The following is a 23,021-nucleotide window of genomic DNA, read 5'->3' as shown; positions in this document are numbered from 1 at the left end:
TGTGTCATTTCTGACGTTGGACCATGTCTCCCATCATTACTTTTCTAAAGAAAGCTATACAAAAGCAATTGACAACATTTCCATAGCGGTTAAAGAAGGTGAGTTTATTTCCCTGCTTGGTCCGAGTGGCTGTGGTAAATCCACGCTCTTATCCATTATTGCAGGGATTATCCAACAAACAGAAGGTACGGTTTCACTTCAAGGGAAATCAACTGCCGAATCTGAGATGGAAATTGGCTATATGCTTCAGCAGGATTATTTATTCCCATGGAAAACAATCCTGGATAATGTCTTACTTGGACCGAAAGTCAATCATACGCTGTCAGATGAACTGAAGAAAAAGGCGATTCAGCTATTAAAAGAGGTTGGACTGAAGGATGTTGAGATGAAATATCCGAGTGAGCTTTCTGGGGGAATGCGTCAACGTGTAGCATTAGTCCGCACTCTGATTAATAATCCAAAGATTCTGTTGCTTGACGAACCATTTTCTGCACTGGACTACCAGACAAAGCTTAACTTAGAGGATTTAGTTTCCGATTTGTTAAAAAGCTATCATAAAACAGCGATACTCGTTACCCATGATATTGGCGAAGCAATTGCAATGAGTGATCGAATCTTTATGATGAATGCCAATCCTGGATCCATCGCAAAAACTTATGAAGTTCCAATCGAGCTTCGCAATGAAGTACCATTTCTAGTAAGAAGACATCCAAAATATCAACTTATCTTTGATAAAATATGGGATGCTCTTGAATCAAAAGAATCACAGCAAAAGGTGGTGGATATTCCAGATGAATGATCACCACTTATTTGAAAATTACAAACGTGGATTAAAACGAGAGAAAAAGATAGTGCTCTTTTGGCAGCTTACCATTCTCCTTTCATTTTTCTCACTTTGGGAAATTGCTAGTCGCCTGTACTGGATTGATCCGCTTCTTTTCAGTTCACCAAGCAGCGTATTTGAATTACTTGTCACACGATTTGCAAATGGTTCGATTTTCAATCACTTACAAGTAACCTTGTTTGAAACCATTCTCGGGTTTATTATAGGGACAATAGGTGGAATTCTCATTGCAATCTCACTATGGTCATCTGCACGATTTGCTAAAATTATGGGTCCCTATCTCGTCGTACTAAATGCAATGCCTAAGGTTGCATTGGGACCAATCCTCATTGTTGCACTTGGTCCTGGTTATTTATCCATTATTGCAATGGGATTTATTATTTCTGTTATTGTCACTACACTCGTCGTCTACTCTGCTTTTAACGAAGTGGATCCAAATTATGAGAAAGTGCTCCGAAGCTTTGGAGCAACAAGATGGCAATGTTTTAAGGAAGCAATTTTTCCAGCGGCAATGCCAGCAATGATTTCTACCCTTAAAGTAAATGTGGGACTTTCTTGGGTAGGTGTTATTGTTGGGGAATATCTTGTTTCCAAGCAAGGACTTGGCTATTTGATTATTTACGGATTCCAAGTATTTGATTTCACCCTTGTTATGTCAAGTCTCGTTATTATTGCGATACTGGCAGCTATTATGTATAAGGTTGTGGAGAAATTAGAGCGATGGTTAATTCGCAATCGAAACACATAGCAAGTTTTGCTGTGTGTTTCTTATTTTTTGGGTTCGTTAAAGGGATTCTTAGAAAGTGTATTTTGCTTTCTAAGAATCCCTTTATATTTTGGCGTGCAAAGCTTTAGGCGAATGTCTTAGTTGCACTAATGCAGATAAGATCTGCCTATAAAAAAAAGATCAAACCATCTGATTTAATCTTCTTTTACTTGACTTTATGATGTTTCAAATAATCCATACAGTTTTCCAGTACGCCATCCTTCATTATAAAACTATATTTCTTCATTTGCTTTACTCTATTCGGGATAAATTTTAACAAAACTGGCCCTTCTGTTTCATAGTAGGTTTCTTGCTTTTTAAGCTCGTCCACAATCGCATAATAGACATTTTTTACGACAATATCTTTCCGACCATTCACCTTATATTGACCAATATAGCTTATCTCCTGAACTTTACCACCAGTTTCTTCCCTTACTTCTCGAATAGCAGCATCACACGCTGTTTCTCCTTCTTCTACCTTTCCACCCGGGAATTCCAATCCTCGTTCCCGATGCTTCGTCAGCAACCAATTTCCCTTGTATTTACAAATTACCCACACATGCTTAGGCTCCTGAGAAAAAGGATGATCGTCAAAGGAAAGCTTCACTTCATTGTTGTAGTAGTCTCTAAATGTTATCAAGTCATTCAACTGCCTTCTATTGTACGAAGTTCAAAAGTCCGGTAAAAATGACACATCGAGAACAGAGGACTCTCGACTAAAAACCGACACGTTCTGTGTTGTGTCGAACGCTGAAGTCATAACATCCTGTGTAAGCCCGGTACGGCTACTTCGTCTCCTCGAATTTCGACGCATAGGATGTGCTAGTGCCAGCATTGCAACACAGCTTTTCGATGGGGCGAGTAATTACAGTCCCAAGACGGGACTATACCCGACCCCGGTCTTTTTATCCTTCTTTTGAACACGTTTATACGTAAAACTGATGATAGTTAACATCTGTTATTTTCCAACCGTTATCATAGGTAAATTCAAACTCCACCTTATAATCACCATAAAGTTCTGTTGTGTTCTCCTGTATAACCTTAACGGTCGAAGCATCTACTGGTATCATATCATAATCATTTTCTTCTATAAACCATGGTGGCGTTTCAGTTGGTAAAATATACATCCCATCCGATTCTTCCAAGTAATAAAATTCAACATAGTCTTGGGCTACTTCTTTTGTAGTAACTTGCTCAAATGCCCCTAATAACTCATCTTTTGTCTGGAACCGGATAACTCTATAATCGTTATCCACATCTTGAACGAGAATATCCATAAATGTATTGGTCAGCGAAACGACATTCTCATGTGTTAAGGTTGGTTCCTGCTGGGCAATAGGTTTCTCCTTCATTTGATAGGATATCATTTTCTGTTGGTTTTCAGCATTTACATGCTCTACTTCTATTGGATTACCGAACATAATAATACATGTAAGGATTGCAATGGTTAAGCTCCACTTTAATACGCTATGCCGCTTTTTTCTCATATAAAAAGCCTCCCTGTTTTATGAATAGATTAGTTATGAAAAAATGTTTCGTGGTAAACTATTCCTTTTTTTCAAGAGGCCTAAACACATTTATTGGATTGTTCAAAAAATCTGTTGAAAAGGACACTTTTTAAAATTATATTCCATTGCTTGTCTACATATGATTATCTCCTAAAATTCCCATTCCTTCAATATGAGAGCGGCTTTGTTCATCTCCAAGCTTATAAATCATTTCAAAAACCTTTGTCATGCTATCATCATAAGCGTCATTCGATTTATCATTGTGATAAAGCATGATTGGTACATGCGCACGTACATACGTATCCAATCCAGCCTTATCCATATTATCTAGCTTTGCTCGCAGCATTGTTACTTCCTCTGTTGTAGCATAAATTGTATAGTCATCATTATTCCCATAACGTACTTGTGAAATTTCACCTGCTGGTATACATACATAATACTTTTGTTTTTCCATAAGACACCTCCTACCATTAATTTGTCTCATCTAAAGAAAATTAAACAAAAAAAGAACATCTCCAATACGTGCAGATGTTCTCTTCGAAATCCAGCTTATGGTCGCTCCGGATCGGCGTCATCAATCGTTCCTTCTGTATATTTTGTTGGATTAACTTCTGTATCTACGATGTCATCCTCTGCTTGACGATTGCTTTTTTCTTTTACAATCGTTTCATCAATAGTTTTATCAAACTTGCGCAAGTACTTAGCAGCAAAGTCTTTTCCCCCTAAACCAAATGCAAGTCCGAATGCCAACGCAAGGCCACCAAGAATAAGGATAAACGCTGCATTCACAATCGCTGAGGCAATCCCTAATTGTGTTAATGCCATAAATCCTGCGAGCACAAGAATCGAATACTTCGCAAACGCAGTAAGCAGGTTAGCAGCTGGACCATCAAGTAGATTAACCAGCACTTTTTGAACGATGTTCGCTAAGATAACCGAAACACCTAATACGAGAACTGCTGCAAGCACATTCGGTAAATACGCTGTTATTGCTGCTGCAATTCCCACTAGGAAATGAAGCTCTATCAGATTTAGTGCTTGGACCGTTAAGAAAAAGACAATTAAAATTTGTACGATATACCCTGCAATTGCTGAAGGTGTCATTCTGTTGTCAGAAATGCTTTTTCCACCAATATGCAGTTGTGAAGCTAGCCGGTTGAAACCTAGACGTTGTAAGTAATTTTCAACAAATCCACCAATTAGTTTTCCTAACCAGATACCTACAAGAATGAGGGCAATGGCTATCAATATACTCGGAATCATCGTCATAACCGTATGCAGCATAGCAATTGCTGGGTCCGTAATACCTCTTAGCTCTAATTGTTCCAATGCAGCAATCGCAATTGGAATCATAATGACAATAAATACGACTTGCCCTACAAATGCTGCAAAGCTTGTTCCTTCAAAAAGCCTGGAAAGTTTTAAACGATTCATTAGCTTCTCTGAACCAACAGCTAGAAAGAGATTTGTAACAATGTTTTTCACTATTTTTGCGACAAACCAACCAACAGCAAAAATAATTGCAGCAGCAACTAACTTTGGAATGAATACAAGAATGGAAGATAGCAGCCCACTAAACGGCTCTGCAACTCCTTGAATATTTAGTGCATCCAGTACACCTGGAATGAAAAGTAATAGTAATAAGTAAAAGGCAATATTGCCGAGTGTATCTATATATTTTTTAATTTCCGATTCTGTTTTTGCGATTTTCAACTTGAAAAACAGATGCTGCAAGTTAAGCTTTTTACTGCCCTGAACAATAAGCCATCTAGCAATGCTAGCAATAATCCACGCAAACAGAAGAATTAACGCTGCAGCTAAAACTGCTGGGATTATACTCAGGAACGTGGATATCAAGTCAGAAAGTGGATTTGCAATCATATTCAGATTAAGCACATTAAAGAACAAGATAAATACAATCAAGAGAAGTATGTAATATACGACTTTCCCAATTACCTTCTCTGATTTTATTTCTTTATCACTCATACGAAACTTATGAATTAATTTATCGTCCCAATCGGTTTTGGAACATGCTTTTTCAACGGCATTTCCGATTGCTTTAGCAATAAGCCAACCAACCAGCAATATAATAAGAGCTACAACAAAATTTTGTAAACCCTGCATAAAGCTTGATGTAACATACTGATCCATAAAGTTATCCATAAAACAAATGCTCCCTTCCAGAATTTAATAATATATACCATAAGGGAGCAATCTTTAAACCTAATCTTTTATTAGTAAATTAATGGTTTAACTTGTTACGTACTAGTTTATTGCTTGCATTCCTTGGGAGATCATTGACAAAATAAAACTCCTTCGGTTGCTTATATTTAGCTAGACGTGTTTGGAGGTATTCTTTAATTTCTTCAATAGTTACATCCATCTCTTTCACGATAAAAGCAATCGGGACCTGTCCCCACTTGTCGTCCGATTTTCCAGTAACACCGGCTTCTTTAATTTGCTTCATCCCACTTAAAACACCTTCAATTTCCGAGGGGTAAATATTTTCCCCACCCGAAATAATTAAGTCCTTTCTACGATCCACGACATATAAATAGCCGTCTTCATCTAAATAGCCTAAATCACCTGTCGCTAGCCATCCCGCTTGAAACGATTCTTCATTTGCAGATTGCTTATGATAATATCCCTTGGTCACCATTGGACCTTTTACAAGAATCTCCCCAATTGAATCATCTGCTTGTGTTTCAATTTTAAGCTGGGCTGGAAATAATGCCTTCCCTGCAGAACCGAGCTTTTCCAGAGCATCCGTTGGACTCAGTGTAACGATTTGGGAAGCCGTTTCTGTCATGCCATAAGACTGAAAAACTGGCACGTTTTTTTCCTTTGCTCGCTCTAATAAAGCTTTTGGCGCTGGACCACCACCAAGCAGTATACAACGTAATTCCTTCGGATAGCTTGCTTTGCCAAGCTCATCGAGGAGTCGTTGAACCATCATTGTAACGACCGAAACAATTGTCACACCCTTTTCCATTAATGCGTAGTGAACTGCCTTCACATCAAATTTTTCTAGTAAGTAAATCGGCATCCCGTATATTACACTCTTTATCGAGGTTGATAAACCACTCACATGAAAAATCGGCAGTGGAATTAACCATTTATCACGCTTGTCAAGGCCAAGATTTAGAGCAGAGCCAATTGCACTCCACCAATGATTCCCATATGTATGTACAACACCTTTCGGAAACCCGGTCGTTCCTGATGTATACATAATTGTAAAAATAGCATCTAAATTCAGTTCGGTCTCTAATATCGCCTTCTTCTCTGGCAATACATCAATATCGGAAAAGGAATGGATTTTTTCTACTTGCAGCATGGAAGCTTGCTCTTTTAACGAATCTGCTGTTAAAAGGAAAGTAGCATTTGCATCCTTCAGCTGATAATTTAATTCATCATTCGTCAGTCTTGTATTGAGTAGAACACCAACTGCACCAAGATAGCTTAATGCATGAATCGCATTCAACATCGGAATTTGATTCGTGGAGAGGATCCCAACATGACTTCCTTTTTCAATTCCAAGATATGTTAATTTTCGAGCAAAACGCTGACTGCTTTCTCTTAGCTCATTAAATGTAACCATCGTACCGTCGTCCATTTCAATTGCTGGATGGTCTGGTGATAAGTCTGCTTGTTTCGTTAACCAATGCGGAATCGTATCCGTCATTTTTCATTCTCCTTAACTACATTATTTCAGCATGTTTCGCTCTCTGAACAACCTCTATCACATAAAGTGAAAAACCTTTGCCATTAGAAGCAAAGGTTTTGTACGATTAAACACCGATCAAGGGAAACGCGGGAACTGTTTGAAGTCTGGCTTTCTTTTTTCTTTGAAAGCATCGCGTCCTTCTTTTGCTTCATCTGTTGTGTAATAAAGCAATGTAGCATCTCCACCAAGCTGTTGTAATCCAGCAAGTCCATCTGTATCTGCGTTAAAGGATGCTTTTAGGAAGCGTAGTGCTGTCGGTGATTTTTCTAAAATTTCTTCACACCATTGTAATGTTTCTTCTTCTAACTTTTCAAGTGGTACGACAGTATTCACCATCCCCATTTCATATGCTTCTTCTGCATTATACTGGCGACATAGGTACCAGATTTCACGAGCACGCTTATGACCAACCATACGCGCAAGGTAGCCTGCGCCATATCCTGCATCAAAGCTTCCTACTTTCGGACCAGTTTGGCCGAAGATTGCATTGTCTGCAGCGATTGTTAAATCACACACAACGTGCAATACATGTCCGCCACCGATTGCATACCCTGAAACCATAGCAATTACCGGCTTTGGAATCGTACGAATTAAACGTTGTAAATCAAGCACATTTAATCGTGGAATTGTATCTGTTCCAACGTAACCGCCATGTCCACGAACGGATTGGTCTCCGCCTGAACAAAATGCTTTATCTCCTTCACCAGCTAAAAGAATAACGCCAATTTCAGAATCATCACGAGCATCCGAAAATGCATGAATCATTTCCTGTACGGTTAATGGTGTAAATGCATTACGCTTATGCGGGCGATTAATCGAGACCTTCGCAATTCCATTATATTTTTCATAAATAATTTCTTCATATTCTCTTACTTTTTCCCACTGCACTGTCATATTAAATCCTCCTTGAAAATTACTGCTAAAAGTGTTTATCCCTTCCTTTTAATCTGTAACCGAATCGATAAAGTGAACCTTCATTCAGTAAGGACCCTTCACCTACTAAATGCTAGGTACGACCTAAAGATCCTTGAACAGAGCCAGGAATTTACGGGCTGTTTTACCACCATTTTTACGCTTTGTCTCTCCAACACTTAAAGTTGGCGTATTACATTCTGTTATGCGCGATAAACTTCCTTACTAGTTTACCAAAGATTTCAGGTTTTTCCACATGAACTGCATGTCCAGCATTATCACATATATTCATCTTACTTGATTTTAAGTGCTTCTGCATCTTTTTATTCATTGCAATAAACTTTGGATCAAGTTCTCCAACAATCAGTTTCACTGGACATTCAAAGCTTTCTAGATGACTCCACCACGGTTCTTGAGCCCCTGTTCCCATTGCACGCAATGATTGCGCCAAACCTTCTGTTGTTTGTGAAAGACGCTCACGCCGAATATCTTCCTGCACTTTGGACGGGAGGCTTTTTTGAGATACAAATAATGGGATATCCTGCCAATAATCAACAAATGCTTGTACGCCATCCCGCTCAATTCGTTCGGCTAACTTTTCATCAGCCTCCATTCGCAGACGTCGCTCTGATTCGTCTGCTATGCCTGGTGAAGCACTTTCCAATATTAACGATTGAATCATTGCAGGGTAGTTTAATGCATAGGATAATGCCGTTCGTCCTCCCATTGAATAACCAACTAAATGGATTTTTTCTAATCCAAGAAATTGAAATAACGTATGTAGATCTGTACAGCACATTTCCATTGTTCTAACGTGGGAAGCCTGTGTCTTTCCATGCCCTGGCAGATCAATGGCGATAATTTGATAGCCTGATCCGAAGGCGCTTTTCACATGCTGCCATGTCTTTGTGCTCCCTGTAAATCCATGAAGCATGACGATCGGGGTCCCTTCTCCATCTACTTCATACCAATACGTTGCTTGACCAATCGTGTGATACAATTCACCCATCCCAATCCTGTAAGATTTCCTTTTCAATTGCATTCCATTTTTCTCGATGCCATGTCACATTTTCTGTACGATCTGTTTTAATTTCAATAACAGAAAGTCCTTCATGCAGGTAACTTGCAGCAAGCAGCTCCTTCAAGTGGTCTTCTGTCATTGCTTGCATATATTCACCACCATACATTTCAATCGCCTTTTTAAATTCAATATTGACTGGTGTTCCAAATAACGCTTCAAAATGCCGCTTATCATTGGACTGTGGTAAAAACGAGAAAATGCCGCCACCATTATTGTTAACAAGTAAAATCGTTATATTTAATTTGTAGTGCTTCGCTGCAAGCAACCCGTTCATGTCATGGAAGAACGAAAGATCACCAATTAAGAGTGTCACTGTTCTCCCTGTTGCAGCAGCTCCAACACCACTAGATACGACTCCATCGATTCCATTCGCGCCTCGGTTAGCGAGAACCTGCACCTGCTTCGGTGTTGTCATAAAAAAGGTGTCAACATCGCGTATTGCCATGCTGTTTCCTACATATAGCGTGCTTTGATCCGGTATAACTTCACAAAGACCACGTACGGCCTCTCCCTCTGTTACCTGTGACTCCTTGCCGCTTAAAAGATGCTTCTTTGAAATTTGATTCATTTCCTGCCAACGATTTAGCCAGCTCAACTCCACCTCATTTATAGATGAAGTTGCTTGTATTGCACGACACAGCATTACTGGATCAGCAAAGATAAACTCCGTCCTATTTCCCGCAGGCTCTCGATAACCGCTGCTGCCCTCAACAATGTATTGTTTCACATGTGCATGCTCTTTCACATAAAAAAGATATGCCTTCGAAACTGGCATTGCACCGAAACGGATAATATAATCAGGTTCCAACTGTTCTCGTATCGTTTTGTTTCTTAGAAAAGCATCATATGCTTCAATCACATGATCCTTCTCATGGCTGCCAGCGCGGACTTGAGACAATGGATCGGCTAAAACCGGAAGCCTCCATTTCAATGCGAGTTCCGTAATCACTTGTGCAAATCGCTTATCTGTTTGTGGACCACAGACAATAAGTCCTTTTTTTCCATTAGCCAGTTTCTGAACAAGCTGTTCTATCTGCTGCTCGGATAAACGCTTCTCACCGTCCATAAAAGTATTAACGGTTTGCATTTCATCTGTCGCATCAGGGTTTTCCCATATGTTTTCCAATGAAAAGTCGGGTGTAAGCGGCTCACGAAACGGAAAATTCAAGTGGACAGGGCCTGGGTTTCCCTCGTTTGCCATATACACTGCACGAGCCGCTTTATTACGTGCGTAACTGAGCATATTTGGTGTTGCTTCAGGAAGTGCCATCTCATGAAACCACTTTGGATAGTCTCCGTAAAGCTTTAATTGCTCAATTGCTTGTGGTGCCCCAACATCACGCAACTCATGGGGCCGATCTGCTGTTAAAACAATTAATGGCACCCTACTATAGTAAGCTTCAACAATTGCTGGAAAATAATTCGCTGCTGCTGTACCGGACGTACAGACAAGCGCAACCGGTCGATCCAATTGTTTCGCAATTCCCATTGCAAAGAAAGCAGCTGACCGTTCATCAACGATAACCCATTCTTTGATATCAGGATGCTCTGTAAAGGTTAATGCAAGCGGAGTAGAACGCGATCCCGGCGAAATAACCACATCGATTACTCCACTTTTTACAATTTCATCAACTACATTAGCTGTATAACGTGTTAATTTTTCAATATGATCCATTGACTTTTATCCTCCTAAAACGGTAAGCATAGGAAGAAGCTTAATTTTTGTTTCTTCATACTCACTTTGTGGATCTGAATCTTTCACTACTCCACAACCTGCAAAAAGCGATGCCTGATTCTTTTGGATTAGTGCCGAACGAATTGCAACCGCAAATTCTCCATTATTAGAGCTGTCCATCCAACCGATTGGCGCGCCATACCAGCCACGGTCGAGTAATTCATGCTCCCTAATAAATGCAAGTGACTCTGCTTTTGGACTTCCGCCAAGCGCTGGAGTCGGGTGCAGTTGCTTAATAATATCTAATATTGTAAAGCCATCCCTTAGTTGTGCGGTAACCGGAGTATAAAGATGTTGTAAGTTTTTAAAAGGGCGAACAACTGGAACTTCCGGAATCGTCATCTCTGTACAATAGTCTTTTATTCCATGCTTAATCATCTGCACAACAAAATCATGCTCCTGACGATTTTTTTCATCATTCAGCAGCGCTTCACTAATTTTCATGTCTTCTTCTTCCGTTTTGCCACGTGGTGCAGTTCCTGCCAGACAAGTTGATAAAAGCTTGTTTTTCTCCACTTTAACAAGTCTTTCTGGGGTAGCACCAACAAAGCAATCATCCCCGATTTCATACGCAAAAATATAACTATTTGGCTGTGTCTGTAATAAATTATTTAAAATCGATGAAATCTCAGCGTGACGGTTGAATGTAAGGCGTAATTCACGAGCAAGCACGATTTTTTCCACGTGTTGGTTACGAATCTCATCTGTGGCCTGTCGAACAATATCCATCCATTTTTCAGGGTCCATTTCGCTTTCATCTACAATATGCAGTATATCATCTGGAACCTTCTGCCCCAGAAGCAATTTTTGTTCAATCTGCCTTAGTTCTTCAGCTAGTTGTTTCGCATGATCATTTTTTCTTACACATACATTTATCGTTAAATAGTACGAACTATCATATTTTGTAAGTAAAAATTCAGGAACTCTAAATTGACTGGGTCGAAATTTCTTCCATAATTCTGTCTGCGCATTTATTGGGTCAAAGGACATGCCACCAAGGGCAACAATCCCGGTTCCAGGAACCTCGTATGGATTATGGATATATGCTTCGTTTAGCATCTTGTTCCAAGCTGCTTCAATCACTTCAAATCGAGATTTATCTGCTCCCATTTCAAACGCATTGCCAACGCCTGTAAGCCAAAGCATTTGCGATGAGCTTGTCCAAAACGTACGATTTTCAAAAATATGCTTTGCCGCTTCAAAAAACTGCAGCGGATTTGTGGTCGCTATTTTTTTAGTAAAACTAACAAGTCTACGATCATCTTCTGCCTGAAGCTGCTCGATTGCTCCATTAAGCAATGATGCAAGTTGATCCTCTTTTATTTCAATCATTTATATAAACCTCCACAATGATGCTTTAAAGGTGTCATCCTTTCTATTTTATGCTATGCTCGCCAGTTTCTCAAGGAAAGCATCTAGATTTAGTTAGAAAACTTGACTTTCACCAAGCTTTAATGAATGCCTTTATACAAGACGTATAGGAATAAATCCTCCCCATCTTGCCAATATATGACACGAATAACAACTAGATGACATTGACACCCTTCTTTTATTTGCTAAAATTAGTATGATATCTATTGATAATTTGCAGGGGGAACTATTTGATGCAATCTACAGAAAAAACAACGATTAAACATGCTTTAAATGAACGTGAAGGATTTCACGTCTGGTGGAGACTTATGCGTCCACATACACTGACAGCCTCATTTGTCCCAGTATTTGTCGGAACAATGATTGCTTTTAATGAAGGTGCGATCAATTGGCTGTTATTTTCAGCAATGCTTATTGCATCCTTGCTTATTCAAGCTGCGACGAATATGTTTAATGAATATTACGATTTTGTACGAGGGCTAGATAACGACAATTCTGTTGGTATTGGCGGGACGATCGTTCGTGATGGTATTGCTCCCAAAAAAATACGCAACTTAGCTTTCATCTTTTATGGGATATCCATTCTTATCGGAGTTTATATTTGCATCGCTTCCAGCTGGTGGATTGCCGTTATTGGTTTAATATGTATGGCTTTCGGTTATTTATATACAGGAGGACCTATTCCAATATCCTATACACCATTTGGTGAATTATTTTCTGGTGTTCTAATGGGCATGGTTATTATTGGTATTACCTATTTCATTCAAACGGGCACAGTATCACTATCCATGATTTGGATTTCAATTCCCATTACGATATTAATCGGAAACATTAATTTTTCCAATAATATTCGTGATCGTGATGGCGATAAGCTTGGCGGCAGAAAAACAATAGCAGTTCTTATCGGCAGGGAAAAATCAATCACATTGCTTGCTACATTAATGCTCGTTGCATATGGTGTTACAGCATTGCTCCTTATTACGGGTATCTTACCATTATGGTCATTATTAACATTTTTAAGTGGCTTGAAGGCGCGTGAAGCAATCCGTAAATTCCGTGGAAAACAGACAGCAATTGAAATGATGCCTGCGATGGCAGCAACTGCGAAAACAAATACCATTTATGGATTTTTATTAGGAATCTCACTGCTTCTTGCAGAGCTCATCTAACTTAACCCGTAACCATCCCATCTAGAAAACTTGGTAGCCATGAGCTCTCAGGCTGATACCATAGTTAGTTAAACTTACACAGATAGGAATGGGATATACTTGCCTCTCTGCCAACGAAAGGAAGGATGTACATGAGTAACCCACTAAGCAAAGAGAAATTGAGTTATTTTAAAGAACAGCTATTACAGCTAAAGAAAGAAACAGAAGAAGAAATTAAAGCCGAAAATAATACCGGTCCGAATGAATCGGTCGGGGAACTGGCAAATTATGATAATCACCCAGCAGATATGGGTACAGAGCAATTTGAACAACAGCTTGATGCCGGATTCGACCTCATGCTTAGAGATCGCCTCCAGGAAATTAATGATGCACTTCGTCGAATTAAAGATGGAACATATGGAATTAGTGAAAAATCAGGAAAACCGATCCCTGTTGAACGATTAGAGGCAATGCCGACTGCACGGAATTTAGTGGAGGAAGAATAATCACCCTCACCCTTCAGATATAATATCCACCAAAAGGCTCAGAGATAAAGTTCTCTGAGCCTTTTTAATTCGTTCGCCACTTCCAACTTTCCTCTCTAACATCCAGTCATCCGATGTATACACTTTCACATGTTCCAGGTGCTGGTTCATAAAAACAATGTAATTTAAACTGTCCAGAAAAAGGCTGATCATACCATGTTGGAGGGCATGGACCATATGGGTTAAAATACCACAGCGCATATTTCGCCGGGTGTTGTCTCCAATGCTTCAGATTTTGTTCCGCTAACCGTCTTTCAGAATCTCTTGCTCTTTGATAAAACATATTCCCTTTTTGAACGGCTTCAAAAGAATAATTACCACCTTGCACTTGAAAAATAACATCCTCAACGTTTCTTAAATCGTTAAAATCCGGACAATCTGCCACAACACGGTTAACGATAACATTCCCTACATAGAGCATTCCCTGTTTTCCTTCACCTTCAGCCTCTGCTCTCATCATCCTTGCCATTAAGTCAACGTCTGCATCCCGGTAAGCGATTCTTGCCATTTTACCACCTCTAGAATAAAGTATGATAGAAATGCTTGTATTAATGTCATTGTTTTGAAGAATGTTTAGGAAAATGAGGGTCATTCTGTAAAAGCAACGAATGTAATATTCAAATCATGTGGACATACTGATCGCTTTTTTGTAGATAATAAGACTGTTTCACAATATAATTAGGAGGCTCAATATGCCACAAGATCAACAAGCTAATAAGACGTTGCATTCTAGTACGAAACCAGGTTTTGCCGGGACTGACACTAAAAAAGTAAAACAAGAAATCCAAAAGGATTTGAGCGAAGGACAAGGTGCAATGACTGCCCGTGAGGCCGGAGCGATGAGAGATTAAACGTAAGTGTCGTCTCTTCTACTAATATGATTGTCCTGCAAATAATTTGCTGCTGTTTTTAGATTGTCTGTCTCCCCCTAGCGATTTTACTCGTTTGCAATCAAATATACCGGGACGATGAGGCACCACTTTTCCTTATTTTTAGGTTCACCTATTTCTCAAACCTTCTAACATGTTCTGTAAAACAATCATTGCTTCTTCTATCACGTCTTTCTGATTAAGGTGGTCCGAAATCCACAATACCACTTCATTCATTGCTCCAGAAAGACAATGCGACATTGCCTCTACAGAAAAAGGCTTTATTAGATCCTGCTTCTGCATAAACTGTAATTGTTCCTTCAGTGATTTCATCGAATATTTTTCGTCCATTATTCTAAAGGTATCCCAGCCTAAAACGGCCGGGCCATCAATTAAAAGAATGCGTTGATTATGCGATTGTACTGCCCCTTCCAGAAAAGCCCGGCACCCGTTGATTAATTGCTGCCAGCTATCATTATTTTTTGCTGCCTCAGATTCTACATACTCCCTTATCTCTATTTGAACCATTTCAAATACGGCAAGAAAAATCCCTTTTTTATTTTTAAAATGATGATATAAGGCACCCCTCGTTACATTTGCTTCTTTTGCAATCTCTTCTAAGGTAACGTTCGCATATCCACACGCTATAAAATGCTGTCTTGCTATTTCCAATAAATTTTGTATTGTTTGTTCTGTTTCCGTTTTATTTTTTCTCATGCTGTCTACACTCCTCACTCCACCTGACGCAATAACTCCAACGCATGTTCATCCTTTGATTTTATCAATGTTCTTAATCCGTTTTTAATAATTTTAGGGTTTATACCATTACTATCTGATATAAGCCTTTGTATCCATTTGAGGACTGCTTCGGGATTTTCTTTTGTTAAATCATTCATATGGTTCGCTACAGATTTTTGAACATAGCGGGAGCTGTCATGCATTAAATTCTCCAGCAAACGTAAATTGTATTGGACATTATCCTTTAACGGAGGAATCTTTTTAGCCCATGGGAGTCTTGGTCGAGTTCCTTCACTCACCAATCTTCTTACATGTGAATTAGGATCCTTTATCCAATCTTGAAAATAGGCCATACAGCGATCAGTATCTGCATGTAAATAAGGTCGGATAGCATACTCTGATGTATGCCGTTTTGTTATTTCATATATTGCATTTAAGGATAAGTCAAAATGCTCCAGTCCGTAGCTTTCGACAAATTTAGCGATCGGCATTAGAAAATAGCCCTTGGTAAACATGCCTTCTTCTGTATTATTTTCTGGTCCCAAAATCTTTAACAAGACAGCTAAAGCTTCTTTGTAATCAGTAGGGAGATGTTGTTTTAATGTGTCCGCAATTACCTCAACGCGAGCCTTTAATTCTATATTTTCAACTTCTATGGCTACAGTATCCACAAAAGACTTCTTGGTAAAATGAGGATACTGCGCCTGAATTAAATATGCCAGCCGAAGAGCCAATTCCCTATCAAAGTAATATTTTAATGGCGTATATCCACTCATAATGACTCCTACTCTCTCACTTCCTCTAAGTAATGATCTTGAAAGGACTGATCAGCCGTAATAACGGTAATGACATCAATCAATACCCCATTTGGGTCACTTGTAATAAAATGCCTTTGACCAAATGCCTCGTTACGTAAATCGAGATGTAATGGAAGCTGTTCTTCCTTAATCAATTGCTGATACACTTCGTCTACATTTTCTACTTCAAAATTAAGAATTAATCCTTGTACAGAATTTCCAAAAGAAGAGGGCACTGTTTCATGAGTAGACTGCAGGATTGCTAATTCATCACCAGTCTCTTCTTGCTTCAAACTCATGTACCAATCCGCTTCAAAAACACTTGAGAATCCAAAATACTGTTGATAGAATGCACTTGTTTCCTTTACTTTCTGTGTCATCAATACGGGGTAAAAACTACTTAGTCTCATTCACTTCACACCCTCATCATAAGTTAAGTTTATTTTAACATACATACAATATGTATGTAAATGTTTACATTTATAGATTATTGTAACTATAAAGTTTGATAAAAACTTCACGCGATCATTGAATCCTTATGGTTTAGCCCATATCAAATATAGGCAACCCGCCATATAACGCTCTTCCTTAATAAGTTGTAAACTAGATTTTTTTACAATTTCACTAATATTTCTGTCCTGGTGGCACCCTACAAATTTTAATGCCAACGGATCCAATGATTTTTGTAGCCATGATAATGGTTTGTTCGTACTGATTCCATGCTCCATCATAAGTATTTTCCCTCCTGGCTTACACCATTTTTGAAAGTTGTTTAAGACAATGACAGGATTTTGATACGCGCATAAAGTTGTTGAAGATACAATCGTATCAAAAATGCTTTCGTTAAATTTCACAGACTCAACATCTTCTTTTATGAATGTAGCTTTAAAAGGAAATTCTTTTGCGGCCAATTGCGCTACCTTCATCATTTCACCACTGAAATCCACCCCAGTCAATTCAACGTCTTTATTATAGAAGGGAAAATTAAGACCAGAACCAATACCAACCTCTAAAACCTTTCCTTCTACATCTTGAAAAATCCGCTCACGAAACCGATAAGCACTATCGTTTTTGCGGCGTTTGTTATACTTATTTGCTTGTTTATCAAACTTTTTAATTAAGGATTTACGCTCCATATCTTATCCCTTTCTCGTAGTAATTTATGTGAAGATACATCATAATTTGAAAATTTATAATATTCCATAATATTTTAACATATATAACCAAATGCTTTCGTTAATTTTATATCAATGCGCATCTCAGATCACAAAAAATCACACGACTGAAAAGTTTAGTTCTATCCTTGTGAAGTTATTTATTACCAAAGGAAAATCAAACCCTAAAAACTTTATGATGTTTCAATTAACCAGGGGTCAAGTTCTGTTTTCTCCGTACAAAAAAAGCTAACCCCCTAGTCAGAGATTAGCTTTTAATATTTATATAAATTTCGTTTGCTGCTGTGTGATCCAGCTATGCATTTTTATAAATAATGGCACAAATAATAGTGCTACGATAATACCTTTTATAATGTTGAATGGCAGTACACCTGCTAAAACAGATGCCCAAATCACTTGATTTGTCATTTCCCATCCCATAAACCATCCATATGCAGGGAGGATGATAAAGTAATTTAATACACTCATTCCAATCGCCATAATAAGTGTTCCGGTAACCAAACCAGAAACAATGCTTTTAACACCTTTATATTTATGATATAAAATCGAAACTGGCACGACAAACATTACTCCTGCAAGGAAATTTGCTGCAACACCAATTGGATCGCCCGCTCCAGACACCGCAAGATAAAGTAAATTTTTCACCGCTACAACAATTATACCGGCAAGTGGTGAGAAAATGAGTGAAGCCATTAATGCTGGCACATCACTAAAATCAATTTTTAAATATGGTGGTAAAAATGGCAGTGGGAAATTCAAGAAAAATAATAAAAGTGAAATTGTCCCTAGTAAAGCCAAAATAATAAGTTTTAATAAATTTGATGATTGCTTGCTTGTGTTACGCATCATCTATTCCTCCTTCATCTTTATATCGATTCCACTCTCGTGATGAAGGACACTAGCCTAACAGACACAAAAACCCTAAAGCATAGAGGGGCTTTAGGGTTTAATTAATTGATAGTCAAATAATGGTGCATAACGGCACCAAATCCGGCTCGATATCTTCTCCCATCCAGACTGTAACTGTCGGTCCTGGAGTTGCACCAGGTCAACCGCATGGCAATCAACCATGCAGTTCGCGGACTTAAAGCATCTCTGCTTATTACCGCCGGTCGGGAATTTCACCCTGCCCCGAAGATTGGAATCGATTATTTAATTGTTAAATTTATTATACACTATTTTTCTATCAATGCAAGGTAAAAAACTCGGAATTAAATGAATGTCACATAATAAGAGATTATAAAATGGGGTACTTTATTGATATGGATTTTAATGCGTCGGTGCCTTTGACGAGCAGGATTGACGTTTGGGCAAGCAGCCATAGAAAAAATGCGGGGACCAGAGCCCCGCATTTTCCTTATTCTGCATTAATGAATAGCTTGCCTTCTGCTTGTTCGCGTGTTTCGTTACCAAAAGCATCTACTACTTTCACTTCAATAACTGCTCCTTCAGCAACAACACTGCTTGTAGCTGTCCAGTAGCCTTCATAATGACCTTCAGATGTTTCCATCATTGGTAGCTCTGTTGCGTTAGCCGTTGTATTTGTTAATGGCATATGGATAAAATAGGTTGCTTTTAATCCAGGCTCACTATCAAATTCAAACTTAACACTTTCACCAGCATTGATATGGACATCTTCTGTAGGTGTTAGATTTTCAAGTTCAGGCGCTGTAAAATCAACCGCAATTGTTACAGATTCAGTTGTTGTATTTCCAGCTGAATCGCCTGCTGCAACTTCAATTGTGTTTTCACCTTCGTCAAGTAAAATTCGCTTCGAGTAGCTGCCATCTTCTACCGACGCTTCTTGGCCATTTACTTCGACAAATTCAAGATTTTCATCAGCTACTGTACCTTCTACTGTTACACTTTCACGATTTACTTTATCGCCATCAGCTGGAGTATCGATTGTTAATTCAGGTGCTTCTGTATCCAAGGTTACCGTAACAGTTTCAGATTCCCCAACTTGAACACCATCAAGTAATGAGACAGCTTGGAATTCATTTTCACCTTCTGTTAACGCTACTGGTAGAGCAAAAGTACCGTCTTCACCGATTTCTTTAGTGCCTGCTTCTTCCCCATTATTCAATAATTGAACCGTGGTGGTATCAGAAGCAGTACCTTCTACTGTTAGTTCTGTTTCATTTGTAATGAAATCTTCTTCTGGTGAAGTAATCACTGGATTTTCTACACCATATGCTACACGTGCGCGAATCATATAGTTACCTTCTGCAGCTGGTGATGGTGACCAAGCTCCACCAACATATTGGTAACTGCGCTCAGCATTTGGTCCATTTTCATCGGTTGCAAGTCCTGGTACATTAGGATTTGCTCCTGTTTGAATGTAAACCATATAGAAATCGCCATCAACCTGAATTGCATGCTCAGATAAATCAACTACTGTCCATTCATCCAGACTTCTGATTGCTTCGGCATCAACTGGACCGGCTAGCCGCTCACCAGGCGTTCCATCAGGCCCACTAGCATCCCATACTTCAACGGCGAACTCTGTTCCACCTGGGCTTGGCCAATCCGTATCATGGAATTGGAAGACACCTTCTGTAACAAGTGCAGTTTCTTGCCCTTCAGGTAATGACATTTTCACAGCCCAGCCATTTCCCGCATCATAGAATGCACGTGCATTCTCTGCAGTACCATCATCGTAACCAATTTCTCCACCCGGAACCGTATAGAAAGGCTCAAGTTCTACATTGATTTCTGCATCTGATTCATTTAGGTCCACTTCAACTTCTTTACCATGGTAACCTGCAGCTAGAACCTTCAAGGTATACGTACCTTGATAAGCAGTAAGTGTGAAGCTGCCTGAAGCATCTGTTTCTACCGGTGCAATATTTGCATCCTCAACGATCAGAACTGTTGCTCCTTCTACTGCTTCACCAGTGTTTTCATCCGTGATTGTACCGCTGACTGAATACTGGTCAATTTCTTCGAGTGTAAAGTCTGTTGTTGCTACACTATCATTTTCAATTGTTACGGATTGCTCCTCAGAATGGAAGCCATATGCTTCGGCAACTACTGTGAAGTCACCAGCTCCGTGAAGCAATGAATAGCTTCCAGTTGCTGGATCCGTATTTACTGTACGTCCACTTTCAAGCACACTTACTTGAGCACCTAGTGGAAGCAATGTCGGATGAATTGATTCATCTTTAATTGGTGCACTTTTTTTCGTTGATTGTTCTGGTGTTATTTTATTCGGGTCTACTTTTTCTTTTTTCAATGAATCTTTGTCTGCTTTTGCATTGCCCGCTGCTTTTCCTTTAGCAGGGACAACATCGAGTGATGCACTGCTGCTGTTTGATGTATCAGCTAATGTGACATCATCAATATACCAGCCATCCCGTTGTACACTGCCATCCGTTGTAAGATTAAACCCTATATAGACACGCTCGCCACTATATTCAGAAAGATCAATTTCAGCAGCTTCCCATCCGTCAGAGGTATTGGTAATGCGTGCTAATTGTGTCCACTCTTCTTGATCAGTGGAAATAAACACATGACCAAAATCCCAGTTGTTTTCAATGTTATACCATTGATTGAATTGTAGATAGGAATCTCCATCTGGTAAATCAACCGGCGGCATCATAAGTGTCCCATTTTCATTGTTGTTATAGGTTCCTTCTGGGTTTGTTGCATAAACATACTCTCCAGAAGCTGCTTCTCCAGGTCCAGAGGTTGGTACACCCCTTTCCCAGCTACTATTGTTTCCAAAAGTTGTCCAGCCTGCTGGAGCTGTTTCAAAATCTGCCGAATACCCTGCTGTAATTCCTGGCAAGACCGTTACCTCGTAGCTATCACTTGTTACTTCATTATTTCCGAAGTCATTTATAACTAAATGGTAGGTAAACGAATCACCTGAAATTGCTTCACCTGGAATGGTTGCAACATATTCTCCAGATTTGTAATCACCTGACACACGACTAGCCTCTACTGTTTCTCCATCACCATAGACGACTTCAACCGAAGCAACACTGATATTATCAGATACGTTAATTGCAAGATCTAAATTCATTCCTGCATACGTTTCACTTGGTGCCTCGTGTTCAAATGTAGGTGCTTCCGTGTCTTCTCCCTCTTTTGTAACTTGCCCTTCTAATGTGCCAAGACCAGTCACGACAGATGACACAGCATCATAAGCATTAACTAATCCATAGCCATATCCCATATTTGGTGATTCTGAGAATGTGCCGTCTGTTAATGGCGTTGCGGTTTGCATTAAAATTTCTTCAAGCTCGTCCACCGACAGGCTTGCATCTGCTTGAATTAATAACGCTGCGACTGCAGATACAGCAGGACCCGCCATCGAGGTTCCATTCCATCCACCTTCATAGCCACTACCTGGAACGGTTGACCGTATATTTACACCTGGAGCAGAAATATCCGGTTTTATATCGCCTTCATATGGTGAAGGACCTTGTAATGAAAAGTTCGCTAAAGCATCATTTATATCCGTGGCACCAGTTGCAAACGATTCAGGATAGTTCGCGGGTGTTGCAATTGACCCTGGACCACCGGGGTTAAATAGCGTTGTATTTCCCGCTGAGAACTCTGGGAAAATTTCAGCAGCTCTCCAAGCAGTAACAACATCACGATACCATTCATCTAAGCCTGGTCCTCCGCCCCAAGAGTTATTGACAACATCGGGTGCCATGCTTGCATCACCATTTGGAGCTAGAATCCACTCGGCTGCATTTAATAAATCGACATCGGTTCCACCTGCTGCTGTAAATGCTTTAACAGCAATCCACTGGGCACCTGGTGCTACACCAACCTGATTGGCTCCATCTGGCTCACTGCCTACCATTGTTCCAGTTACATGTGTACCGTGACCTTGGTCATCATATGGCACATCTTCACTTGCAGTTGCATCATACCAGCTGTACGTGTGATCTACATCACCGGTTGCAGCATCATAACCGCGATACTTATCTTGTAAACCTGGGTGATCCCACTGTACTCCTGTATCGATACTAGCTACAACAACACCACTTCCATCAAATCCCATATCCCAAACTGCTGGAGCACCAACACGCTCAACATTCCACTCCACATTTGCAATTTCAGATTTAGGTGTCTCTGCATCTTTTGTAACGGTCGTATACAGCTCACGCGTTTCATTCGGAAGAATTTTCTCTACTTCAGCAAATGTTGCTATTTTCTCTGCAACTTCCTTTGTCGCTGTAACTGCTATTCCATTAACAATATGATACGATTTAAGATTTTCCGCATTTCCATTCTCTATTTCCTGCTCTAAATAAGCTTTTACATTTTGCTGGGAGCTAAGAGCAGTTGCTTTTAACTCAGAGATAACTGCGGATCGGCTGATATGTTCTACCTTTTGCGCGGATAGATTCGCCTTCGCAGCATTTTCTTTCGCTTCTGAAGCAACTTTTTTTACATCTGCGATTTCATTGAACTTCACAAGGAATGTCTGTTTTCCATCATCTTTAAATTCTGTTAATAAACGTTCACTTACTTTTGCTTCTGCAACCTTATTGGAATCATTTAGCGAATAATGCGGTTTGTTTTGCGATTCAGCTAATGTCACACCTGGTGTAATTAAAGAAAATGCCATTAAAAAAGTTGCTGCCATACTGAACGCCTTTACCTGCCTCTTTTTCTTTGTTCTCAAATCTTTTCCTCCCCTCAATTTTCGAACAGTACATTCCCTTAAACTTTCTAAAATCTCCTGCCCTCCTTTTCAAGAAACTTGTCGATCCCCTTCAATTTCCGATAGTTGTAGAATCTCGCTGTTAATGTCAGTATAGTAGATTGATAGAATGTTTTTTGTCG

21 protein-coding genes and 1 riboswitch are annotated in these 23,021 nt (G+C 39.5%); of the genes, 5 read left to right on the top strand and 16 right to left on the bottom strand.

Annotated elements, in window-relative coordinates:
• Position 1 precedes the first annotated feature (1 nt).
• Positions 2–799 (top strand): ABC transporter ATP-binding protein, encoded by a 798-nt coding sequence (locus tag MHH64_RS11005; protein ID WP_118888818.1) that lies wholly within the window; start codon positions 2–4, stop codon positions 797–799.
• Complete coding sequence (locus tag MHH64_RS11000) at positions 792–1,592, top strand: ABC transporter permease (protein WP_095309153.1); 801 nt, start codon at positions 792–794, stop codon at positions 1,590–1,592. Before MHH64_RS11005 ends, MHH64_RS11000 begins: the two co-directional genes overlap by 8 nt.
• Positions 1,593–1,776: 184 nt before the next feature.
• On the opposite strand, the gene ytkD is transcribed toward MHH64_RS11000, so the two are convergent.
• The 9 genes from ytkD to MHH64_RS10955 form a co-directional block, all read right to left on the bottom strand.
• Positions 1,777–2,250: an RNA deprotection pyrophosphohydrolase gene (ytkD, locus tag MHH64_RS10995; RefSeq protein WP_095309155.1), complete on the bottom strand. Its 474-nt coding sequence runs from the start codon at positions 2,248–2,250 to the stop codon at positions 1,777–1,779.
• 286 nt (positions 2,251–2,536) lie between these two features.
• Entirely contained in the window at positions 2,537–3,097 is a 561-nt protein-coding gene (locus tag MHH64_RS10990) for a hypothetical protein (protein ID WP_340003223.1), read from the bottom strand.
• A 154-nt stretch (positions 3,098–3,251) separates the two neighbouring features.
• Positions 3,252–3,572: a hydrolase gene (locus MHH64_RS10985; protein ID WP_340003222.1), complete on the bottom strand. Its 321-nt coding sequence runs from the start codon at positions 3,570–3,572 to the stop codon at positions 3,252–3,254.
• Positions 3,573–3,667: 95 nt separating this feature from the next.
• Positions 3,668–5,281 (bottom strand): mechanosensitive ion channel, encoded by a 1,614-nt coding sequence (locus tag MHH64_RS10980; protein ID WP_340003221.1) that lies wholly within the window; start codon positions 5,279–5,281, stop codon positions 3,668–3,670.
• Between the two features lie 79 nt (positions 5,282–5,360).
• Positions 5,361–6,800: an o-succinylbenzoate--CoA ligase gene (locus MHH64_RS10975; RefSeq protein WP_340003220.1), complete on the bottom strand. Its 1,440-nt coding sequence runs from the start codon at positions 6,798–6,800 to the stop codon at positions 5,361–5,363.
• A gap of 117 nt (positions 6,801–6,917) precedes the next feature.
• Positions 6,918–7,736 (bottom strand): 1,4-dihydroxy-2-naphthoyl-CoA synthase, encoded by an 819-nt coding sequence (gene menB / locus MHH64_RS10970; protein WP_340003219.1) that lies wholly within the window; start codon positions 7,734–7,736, stop codon positions 6,918–6,920.
• A 211-nt stretch (positions 7,737–7,947) separates the two neighbouring features.
• Entirely contained in the window at positions 7,948–8,754 is an 807-nt protein-coding gene (menH, locus tag MHH64_RS10965; protein WP_340003218.1) for a 2-succinyl-6-hydroxy-2,4-cyclohexadiene-1-carboxylate synthase, read from the bottom strand.
• 1 nt (position 8,755) lies between these two features.
• Entirely contained in the window at positions 8,756–10,510 is a 1,755-nt protein-coding gene (menD, locus tag MHH64_RS10960) for a 2-succinyl-5-enolpyruvyl-6-hydroxy-3-cyclohexene-1-carboxylic-acid synthase (RefSeq protein WP_340003217.1), read from the bottom strand.
• Positions 10,511–10,516: 6 nt separating this feature from the next.
• Positions 10,517–11,902 carry an isochorismate synthase gene (locus MHH64_RS10955; RefSeq protein WP_340003216.1) on the bottom strand — a complete coding sequence of 462 codons (1,386 nt, stop codon included), beginning with the start codon at positions 11,900–11,902 and terminating at the stop codon, positions 10,517–10,519.
• A gap of 272 nt (positions 11,903–12,174) precedes the next feature.
• On the opposite strand from MHH64_RS10955, the gene MHH64_RS10950 reads away from it, so the two are divergent.
• Both MHH64_RS10950 and MHH64_RS10945 read left to right on the top strand, forming a co-directional pair.
• On the top strand, positions 12,175–13,110 hold the full coding sequence (locus tag MHH64_RS10950) for a 1,4-dihydroxy-2-naphthoate polyprenyltransferase (RefSeq protein ID WP_118888810.1): 936 nt from the start codon (positions 12,175–12,177) through the stop codon (positions 13,108–13,110).
• Positions 13,111–13,241: 131 nt separating this feature from the next.
• Entirely contained in the window at positions 13,242–13,595 is a 354-nt protein-coding gene (locus MHH64_RS10945) for a hypothetical protein (protein ID WP_118888809.1), read from the top strand.
• Positions 13,596–13,701: 106 nt separating this feature from the next.
• Here MHH64_RS10945 and MHH64_RS10940 read toward each other — a convergent pair whose 3' ends face one another.
• Complete coding sequence (locus tag MHH64_RS10940; protein ID WP_095309180.1) at positions 13,702–14,142, bottom strand: cell wall hydrolase; 441 nt, start codon at positions 14,140–14,142, stop codon at positions 13,702–13,704.
• A gap of 184 nt (positions 14,143–14,326) precedes the next feature.
• Between MHH64_RS10940 and MHH64_RS10935 the strand changes: the two genes are divergently transcribed.
• Complete coding sequence (locus tag MHH64_RS10935) at positions 14,327–14,485, top strand: hypothetical protein (protein WP_168927280.1); 159 nt, start codon at positions 14,327–14,329, stop codon at positions 14,483–14,485.
• Between the two features lie 147 nt (positions 14,486–14,632).
• On the opposite strand, the gene MHH64_RS10930 is transcribed toward MHH64_RS10935, so the two are convergent.
• From MHH64_RS10930 to MHH64_RS10905, 6 genes are all read right to left on the bottom strand, one after another.
• Positions 14,633–15,220 carry a TetR/AcrR family transcriptional regulator gene (locus MHH64_RS10930; protein WP_118888808.1) on the bottom strand — a complete coding sequence of 196 codons (588 nt, stop codon included), beginning with the start codon at positions 15,218–15,220 and terminating at the stop codon, positions 14,633–14,635.
• Positions 15,221–15,234: 14 nt separating this feature from the next.
• Positions 15,235–16,017, bottom strand: coding sequence for a DNA alkylation repair protein (locus MHH64_RS10925; protein ID WP_118888807.1), 783 nt, complete (start codon positions 16,015–16,017; stop codon positions 15,235–15,237).
• A gap of 8 nt (positions 16,018–16,025) precedes the next feature.
• On the bottom strand, positions 16,026–16,448 hold the full coding sequence (locus MHH64_RS10920) for a VOC family protein (protein ID WP_118888806.1): 423 nt from the start codon (positions 16,446–16,448) through the stop codon (positions 16,026–16,028).
• A gap of 126 nt (positions 16,449–16,574) precedes the next feature.
• On the bottom strand, positions 16,575–17,174 hold the full coding sequence (locus tag MHH64_RS10915) for a class I SAM-dependent methyltransferase (protein WP_118888805.1): 600 nt from the start codon (positions 17,172–17,174) through the stop codon (positions 16,575–16,577).
• A 300-nt stretch (positions 17,175–17,474) separates the two neighbouring features.
• A complete protein-coding gene (locus tag MHH64_RS10910; protein ID WP_095309203.1) occupies positions 17,475–18,059 on the bottom strand; it encodes an ECF transporter S component in 585 nt (194 codons plus the stop codon).
• Positions 18,060–18,209: 150 nt separating this feature from the next.
• Positions 18,210–18,356, bottom strand: a riboswitch (FMN riboswitch).
• 214 nt (positions 18,357–18,570) lie between these two features.
• On the bottom strand, positions 18,571–22,860 hold the full coding sequence (locus MHH64_RS10905) for a S8 family serine peptidase (RefSeq protein WP_340003215.1): 4,290 nt from the start codon (positions 22,858–22,860) through the stop codon (positions 18,571–18,573).
• Between the last annotated feature and the right edge of the window lie 161 nt (positions 22,861–23,021).

Source organism: Oceanobacillus sp. FSL K6-0127, assembly GCF_037983385.1.
GTDB lineage: Bacteria > Bacillota > Bacilli > Bacillales > Amphibacillaceae > Oceanobacillus > Oceanobacillus profundus.
Note: the sequence above shows the minus strand (reverse complement) of the source record. Positions and strands in the feature narration are given on the sequence as shown.

Excerpts from the sequence above, each read along its gene's own strand:
- MHH64_RS11000 (WP_095309153.1), top strand. The coding sequence starts at position 792 with ATGAATGATCACCACTTATTTGAAAATTACAAACGTGGATTAAAACGA.
- MHH64_RS10990 (WP_340003223.1), bottom strand. The coding sequence starts at position 3,097 with ATGAGAAAAAAGCGGCATAGCGTATTAAAGTGGAGCTTAACCATTGCA.
- MHH64_RS10985 (WP_340003222.1), bottom strand. The coding sequence starts at position 3,572 with ATGGAAAAACAAAAGTATTATGTATGTATACCAGCAGGTGAAATTTCA.
- MHH64_RS10980 (WP_340003221.1), bottom strand. The coding sequence starts at position 5,281 with ATGGATAACTTTATGGATCAGTATGTTACATCAAGCTTTATGCAGGGT.
- MHH64_RS10975 (WP_340003220.1), bottom strand. The coding sequence starts at position 6,800 with ATGACGGATACGATTCCGCATTGGTTAACGAAACAAGCAGACTTATCA.
- menB (WP_340003219.1), bottom strand. The coding sequence starts at position 7,736 with ATGACAGTGCAGTGGGAAAAAGTAAGAGAATATGAAGAAATTATTTAT.
- menD (WP_340003217.1), bottom strand. The coding sequence starts at position 10,510 with ATGGATCATATTGAAAAATTAACACGTTATACAGCTAATGTAGTTGAT.
- MHH64_RS10955 (WP_340003216.1), bottom strand. The coding sequence starts at position 11,902 with ATGATTGAAATAAAAGAGGATCAACTTGCATCATTGCTTAATGGAGCA.
- MHH64_RS10950 (WP_118888810.1), top strand. The coding sequence starts at position 12,175 with ATGCAATCTACAGAAAAAACAACGATTAAACATGCTTTAAATGAACGT.
- MHH64_RS10945 (WP_118888809.1), top strand. The coding sequence starts at position 13,242 with ATGAGTAACCCACTAAGCAAAGAGAAATTGAGTTATTTTAAAGAACAG.
- MHH64_RS10940 (WP_095309180.1), bottom strand. The coding sequence starts at position 14,142 with ATGGCAAGAATCGCTTACCGGGATGCAGACGTTGACTTAATGGCAAGG.
- MHH64_RS10935 (WP_168927280.1), top strand. The coding sequence starts at position 14,327 with ATGCCACAAGATCAACAAGCTAATAAGACGTTGCATTCTAGTACGAAA.
- MHH64_RS10930 (WP_118888808.1), bottom strand. The coding sequence starts at position 15,220 with ATGAGAAAAAATAAAACGGAAACAGAACAAACAATACAAAATTTATTG.
- MHH64_RS10925 (WP_118888807.1), bottom strand. The coding sequence starts at position 16,017 with ATGAGTGGATATACGCCATTAAAATATTACTTTGATAGGGAATTGGCT.
- MHH64_RS10920 (WP_118888806.1), bottom strand. The coding sequence starts at position 16,448 with ATGAGACTAAGTAGTTTTTACCCCGTATTGATGACACAGAAAGTAAAG.
- MHH64_RS10915 (WP_118888805.1), bottom strand. The coding sequence starts at position 17,174 with ATGGAGCGTAAATCCTTAATTAAAAAGTTTGATAAACAAGCAAATAAG.
- MHH64_RS10910 (WP_095309203.1), bottom strand. The coding sequence starts at position 18,059 with ATGCGTAACACAAGCAAGCAATCATCAAATTTATTAAAACTTATTATT.